The organism is Gammaproteobacteria bacterium, from assembly GCA_028819075.1.
Lineage (GTDB): Bacteria > Gemmatimonadota > Gemmatimonadetes > Longimicrobiales > Gaopeijiaceae > BD2-11.
The window spans coordinates 1-5,898 of the sequence record JAPPMM010000011.1 but is presented as its reverse complement, the minus strand read 5'-3'; the positions used below and the strand labels follow the sequence as shown (position 1 = coordinate 5,898).

The window sequence follows — 5,898 nt, the reverse complement described above, 5'->3', positions numbered from 1 at the left end:
AAGCCAGCCTACGCGATGTATAACATTCGCGCTCTGGCGAGGGGTGCTCCGCCCCCCTTCGATCCCCCCGAAAAACCACCGCTCCGGCAGCGTTCGCGGTTAGGGTTGTTCGCCCTCCCTTCCGCCTAGCCGAACGTCCAGGCGGCCGATCGCCGCGTTTCTCCCGCCGACCACCGATCACCGACGGTCGAGGCCATCGATTTCGCGGGCGAGTCCTGCGCCGTGACCGGCGGGCGGCGTGGTCGGCGTTGCCACCGCTTCGGCGCCGGTCCCCCCGGCCTCCGGGACGGACTTCGCCCGTCCCTCCGCCGGGGTCGACCCCCCTTCCCAACCCGGCGAAGCCCGGTCGTCCGCAAGCGCGGAAGACTCGGGACCCGCGTCGCCGAGAACGTCCTCCTCGGCCGCGAGTGGGAGCGCCTCCGACTGCGGCCGTGACGTTGTAGTTGCAATGGGTCTCCGGCTCGCTGGAGCCTTCGGAAGTTTACCGCCACCACCAACGGCTCCTCCGCGAACTTCCGTTCTCCTTCCCATGAGGGCTCGCGAGCGAAGTCTTCAACCCAACTGACGGTAGTCTGGGGTTGCCCTCCGGTTGCCTACCTGGGTCGGGTTCCGATCCGGCTCCAGCGTATCTCGCGGATGAAAGGGAATGGGCGGTGGGAATCCCCGTTGTAGGAGAAGTACCGGAAGACGACCCAGCCCTCGAAGCGCCACCGCTCCACGAGCCCCCAAGTTCGCGAGTCCAGACTGTCGTCCCGGTTGTCGCCCATCATGAAGTAGTGCCCCTCCGGAATCACCAGCGGCCCCCAGTTGTCCCTCGTGGGCGCGTAGTCGGCTCTCGGCCCACCCAGGAGGATCGACCGCTGCCAGAGCATCGGGGGCGAGAAGTTGTCGGGCAGGCCCTTGACCACGGCGTAGGGCTCCACCTGCGGGTGGTCGTTCCGGTACAGGATCCCGGCCCGCATCGCCAAGGTGTCGCCGGGCAACCCCACGACCCGCTTCACGAGGATCAGGGAGTCAGAGTGCGGCGGGTCGAACACGAGGATGTCGCCGCGCCGCGGGTCGGAGTACCCGGGGATGCGAATGTCGGTGAACGGGATTCGCGAGCCCATCGCCGCCTTGTTGGCCCACACGAAGTCCCCCACCAGCAACGTGGGCTCCATGGATCCGGACGTGATCGTAAAGCCCTGCAGGGCCACCACCCGGATGGTCAAGAGGCAGAAGACGAAGCACGCGCTCCTGAGGAGCGAACGCGTCCACGACGGTCTCCGCTCTTTGGCCTTCGGCTTGTTCTTTCCCATGGCGGAAGGATCTTACTGGGTGACCCATCACCCGGGCAAGCCGACTCCGACCCCGGCCCTGTCCGCCTCCCCGAGGCAAAGGGAACGGCTTCGCGTCGGCCCTCGCACTCGTCCACAGACCTCTCTTGAGATCCAATGGATTCTTGGCTCAGGATGGGGATACCAATAGTGATAACACCTGCTGATTAGTCGCCGTATTATGTTGTTGTTATGTCAGTTACAGGATTGTTAGATCGGACGATTCCACCGCACATCCGGCGGGCGCTGGAGGAACGCGACCGGGGATGCCGTTTCCCTGGGTGTGGCTGCCGGTTCACCGAGGCGCATCACGTGAAGCACTGGGCCGACGGGGGCGAGACCAGCCTGAGAAACACGATGCTGCTATGCCGGCGGCATCATCGCGCGGTTCACGAGGGGCAGGTGAAGGTATCGGTGGCCACGGACGGGACGGTGGTGTTCTTCACGCGCGGGGGGAAGATGCTGGCCGACGCGCCGAGACAGGTCTTGAGGGATTTGGCCCCGGTCCCATCGGTGCATCCCGCCGCCTTGGGGCAAGGCGATGGCTTCACGCTCTCGAACGGGGCCGCGCTCTATCGCGATTCGGAGATCCCGTGGGAGATCGAGGCCGCTGCTCGGGAAGCCGTGGAGGAGTCATTGGAGAACTGATTCACAACGACCCCCGGGGACTCGCCGGCCCCCAGGTCTCGTCGGGCTCACAGGTCTCGTCGGCTCACAGCCCCGAGGTCTCGTCGGCTTCCACCAGAGCTAGCTTAGCTAGCCAGAGCTAAAACGCTGCCGCGAGCCTCCGGGCCACCGCCCGGTACGCGGTCGCGATTTCCTCTTGTTTGCGGTGGCGGCCGTCCTCCACCACCCAGGTTCCGCCCACCATCACGTCGCGCACGGGGGTGTCCTCGCCGCTGAAGATCCAGGCGTCGAGCAGCTGGTCCTCGTCTCGTGCCACGAGGGCGGGATGGTCGGTGTCGAGGACGACCAGGTCGGCGCGGAATCCCGGCCTGATCGCGCCCAGGCGCCGCCCGCTTGCCTGCGCCCCCCCCGCCCACGCGCCCTCCAGCAGGGCCCGCCCGGTGGAGTGCACCTCGCGGCCTCCGGCGACGTTGCGCTCGTGCATCGTGAGCCGCTGCGAGTACTCGAGCATCCGCAGATCGGCGGCGGGGCTGACGCTGACGTGCGAGTCGCTCCCCACCCCCCACCGGCCGCCGGCGACCAGGTAGCTCGGGAGAGGGAAGACCCCGTCGCCCAGGTTGGCCTCTGTGGTCGGGCATAGCCCCGCGACCGCGCCCGAGGCGGCCAGGGCGCGGGTCTCCTCGGCGGTCATGTGGGTCGCGTGGACCGCGCACCAGCGGGCGTCGACCGGGGCGTGGCCGAGCAGCCACTCCACCGGCGAGGCCCCGCTCCACGACAGACACGCCCGCACCTCGGTAACCTGCTCGGCGATGTGGATGTGGATGGGGGCGGTGGGATCGGTCGCGTTCAGCGCGACAACCGCGTCGGTCAGGTCGCCGGGGGGCACCGCGCGCAGCGAGTGAAGCGCCAGGCCGACGCGGCGGTTGCCGTCCCCTGCGACCGCCTGCCCGAGCGTAACGCCGTCACGGAGGATCTCGTCGACGGTCGCGACGAACCGGCGCTGTTCCTGGAGCGGCGCGTCCGCCCCGAAGTCGGCGACCCGGTAGAGCGTGGGCAGGAGCGTCAACCCGATCCCGGCGGCCGCGGCGGCTTCGTGGAGCCGCAGGGCCATCTCGTGCGGCACGGCGTAGGGCTGCCCCTCGGGGTCGTTGCGCAGGTAGTGAAACTCCGCCACCGCCGTGTAGCCGTGGCGCAGCATTTCGGCGTAGAGCTGGGAGGCCACGACCTGCACATCCTCCGGCGCAAGTCGCGCGAGAAACGCGTACATCCGCTCCCGCCAGCTGCCAAACCCGTACTCGGCCGTGCTGCCGCTTTCGGTGAGCCCCGCCATCGCCCGCTGAAATGCGTGGGAGTGCAGGTTGGGGATGCCGGGAACGACGGCGCCGGCGACGCGTCGTGCCGCTTCCGGGTCTCCGCCCGGAAGGACCTCCGCGAAATCGCCGTCTGCGGACACTTCGACGCGGACATCGCGCGCCCAGCCGCCGGGAAGCAGCGCCTGATCGAAATGGAGGGCGGCCACGACGCGTTACGGGGCGAACATGCGTTGCAGCACCTCGAGGACTTCGGTCATCGTCGCCGGAGATAGTCTCCCCAGCCGACGAACCAGCCGGACCTCATCCACGGTTCGGAGCTGGTCGGCCACCACGTATCCATCCTTCTCCCGGAACCGGCAGGGGACCCGGAACGCATAGGAGCGACCGCCGGTCGTCATCGGGGCCACCATGAACGTTCCCAGGTATGGATTCAACTCGTCCGGCGAAACGACCACGCACGGACGCGTCTTTCTGCTCTCCGAGCCTCGCGTTGGGTCGAGCGAGATCAGGTAGACGTCGCCGCGGCGCGGTCCAGCTGTTACCACTCCCACTCCGAATCATCGAAAGCCGTCGGTACCGGCTCGTCGAGGAGCCCGCCATCAGGGCTCATTCCCAGCTCGCGGGCCTCATGGGCCCATCCAGCCCTCGGGTTGTCAACGGATTCGACGAGCAGGCCCGAATCGACGACACGCAGCCGAAGTCGAGTACCCAACCTCGCTGCCCGCAGAAGCGCCTTTGGAATACGAATTCCGCGTGAGTTGCCGATCTTGATGAGTCGTGTTTCCATCCTGTAGCCAGGCTCGCGTGACGTGTAATCACAATGTAGTCACCGTGCACAATCGTCGACAAGTCGTCGTGGCGCTGCGTTGGCAGTCGTGCAGCCCTGGATTGCGGACAACGGTCATCGAATCTGCCAAAATGGCATGAGGTCGGAGATTGGGATCCTAAAGCGCTCATTCGACTTACGGGAGCGTGAGCCACGATACCCGCTGAATGATTCCCGCTAATCGGGATTTCAGCCGCGAACCCTCGGGCGGTCTTCCAGTGCCGTCCTGAGTTGTCCAGCATCCGGCCTCTGGTAGCACCTGAGCACTGTCGTGGCATCCTTCCAGCCGCCAAGCTCACAGAGCACCTTGAGCGGTGTGTCCATCAGGTCGCTGGCAAACTTGCGTCTGAGCGAGTGCCAGCCTCTCCCGCGCTTCGGCTCCAGTCCCGCCAACGTCTGGGCTCTGTACCACCACTTACGCACCAGCCAACGGCCCGCGCACTTCGAGGCATCCGTGGGCGACGGCAGCACCGGGGCGTTACCGGTCCCGGCGTCCATCCTCCGCGCCTCCTCCAAGACAGCGAGGGCCTCGTCGGTCAGCGGCGTGACGTGCTCGTAGCCGGTCTTCTCGTGTTCCGCGCGCCAGCGCACGACTCCGCCATTGAGGTCGATATCCGACCATCGAAGCTGACGGATGGCACCGATGCGGTGCCCCGTCTCGTGCGCGAGCACGAGCGCGACACGAAACCGCCAATCGAGCCGCCGGGACACTTGGAGCAGCGCCCGGTATTCCCTCTCGGAGAGCACGACCCGGGTCGGATTCTTCTCCCTGGGCGGCTTGAAGCCTCTGAAGGGATTCGACTCAAGGAGGAGCCTGCCCTCCTCGTCTCTCGACCGTGCGGCCCAGTTCAGCACCGCGAGCAAGAATCTCAGATCCCGTTCGACCGTCCGGTCGGAAACGGGCTGGCCGCTCGGACCAACTTTGCCCGACCGTCGCGCTTGGATGAAGCGGTCCCAGTCGCGCTGGGAGAGTGTTTCGGGTCTGCGGTCCTCGCCGAAACACTTGAGGAACATCGCCGTCGCGGCCCTGTCGTGCAGCCGGGTGTGCCTGCCCTTCGTGGGCGTCACCTCCTCACCGTAAATGTCAAGAAGCCTTCCCAGCGTGAGCGGCTCGGGCTCGGCTTCCGCCTTGCCGTTCAGGTCCGGGCCAGCGAATCCGGCGGCGAACTCGTCTGCCTGCCGCTTCGCCCTCACCCATTCGCGGTGCCCCAGCGACCGGGTGAGCCTGCGCCCGTTCTCGCGCCACTCGATCTGGTATCGGCCGGTCTTCGGATCCGGGAACACCCTGACCCGGTTCCGGCCCCATTCGCCAGCGCCGTACGAGCGCCGACATCGTTTCGTGCGTGCCATCATTCGATTCCTCTCTCGATGGACCGCACGATCTGCGCGTCTTGAAACCTCGCGCCGGGCGGGCGCGTCGTCCAGACGGGCGGTTGACCGCGCGCCGGATGTTGCCGGTTCGGTCCAACTACACCGAGCACCGGTCGGACGGTGGCGGCGGCGGCGCCGCTGGCGCAGGCCGGTTCGGCCTTCGGACGGCTCTGGAACCCGTTGGACATCGCCGTTTCGGCGGTTGTTGACACCGCCCGAGGTGTTCCCCTGACTGTACGTCACGGCGATTCCGACGACCCGTGATTCCGCCCGTCGCCTCCCGCGCCGAGGGCGCGATCATGGCTCCCTGGGCAGCCGCCGTCGCCGCCTCGGGGGGTGAGCGGTCGGTCGCCGCTCGCTGGCCCGCAGTTTGCGGGTTTCCGGGGAGCCAGATGTGATGGAATGGACGCCCCCTCCCGACAGCCTCACAATTCACCGATGATGG

Annotated in this window: 4 protein-coding genes and 1 pseudogene; 1 reads left to right on the top strand and 4 read right to left on the bottom strand. The window is 67.2% G+C overall.

Going from position 1 to position 5,898, the window contains the following annotated elements:
* Positions 1-593: 593 nt before the first annotated feature.
* On the bottom strand, positions 594-1,298 hold the full coding sequence (lepB, locus tag OXU32_00940) for a signal peptidase I (GenBank protein ID MDE0072535.1): 705 nt from the start codon (positions 1,296-1,298) through the stop codon (positions 594-596).
* 255 nt (positions 1,299-1,553) lie between these two features.
* Between lepB and OXU32_00935 the strand changes: the two are divergent.
* Positions 1,554-1,745 (top strand): annotated as a pseudogene (locus OXU32_00935) (HNH endonuclease signature motif containing protein).
* 337 nt (positions 1,746-2,082) lie between these two features.
* Here OXU32_00935 and OXU32_00930 read toward each other — a convergent pair.
* The 3 genes from OXU32_00930 to OXU32_00920 all read right to left on the bottom strand — a co-directional run bounded on the left by OXU32_00930 (position 2,083) and on the right by OXU32_00920 (position 5,435).
* Positions 2,083-3,462 (bottom strand): formimidoylglutamate deiminase, encoded by a 1,380-nt coding sequence (locus OXU32_00930; protein ID MDE0072534.1) that lies wholly within the window; start codon positions 3,460-3,462, stop codon positions 2,083-2,085.
* Between the two features lie 6 nt (positions 3,463-3,468).
* The gene (locus OXU32_00925; protein MDE0072533.1) at positions 3,469-3,807 is read right to left on the bottom strand and encodes a type II toxin-antitoxin system PemK/MazF family toxin; all 339 of its coding nucleotides are present in this window, start codon (positions 3,805-3,807) and stop codon (positions 3,469-3,471) included.
* A gap of 464 nt (positions 3,808-4,271) precedes the next feature.
* A complete protein-coding gene (locus OXU32_00920; protein MDE0072532.1) occupies positions 4,272-5,435 on the bottom strand; it encodes a tyrosine-type recombinase/integrase in 1,164 nt (387 codons plus the stop codon).
* Positions 5,436-5,898 lie beyond the last annotated feature (463 nt).